Origin of the sequence: Pseudoalteromonas sp. SIMBA_162, assembly GCF_046535955.1 — a bacterium.
Lineage (GTDB): Bacteria > Pseudomonadota > Gammaproteobacteria > Enterobacterales > Alteromonadaceae > Pseudoalteromonas > Pseudoalteromonas marina.
In genome coordinates this window covers 1-240 of sequence record NZ_JAWJBQ010001094.1, presented here as the reverse complement: position 1 = coordinate 240, position 240 = coordinate 1, and the positions used below count along the sequence as shown (strand labels likewise).

1 protein-coding gene is annotated in these 240 nt (G+C 63.3%); it reads left to right on the top strand.

All coding sequences use genetic code 11. The features are described from left to right. The coding region (locus R0J88_RS23065; protein WP_410901325.1) for a polysaccharide biosynthesis protein at positions 1-240 on the top strand (240 nt) is incomplete at both ends.

The window sequence follows — 240 nt, the reverse complement described above, 5'->3', positions numbered from 1 at the left end:
ATCCGCGAAGCGGTGCAACTGGTGTTGCAGGCCGGAGCCGAGGCTGGCGGGGGCGAGGTCTTTGTCCTCGACATGGGCGAGCCGGTGTCGATCCTGCAGCTGGCCCGGCAGGTGATCGAAAGCGCGGGATACAGCGTGCGTGATGCGGATCATCCAGAGGGCGATATTGCCATCGACATTATCGGCCTGCGTCCGGGGGAGAAGCTGGAAGAGGAACTGACGCTGTCCACCGAACTGATC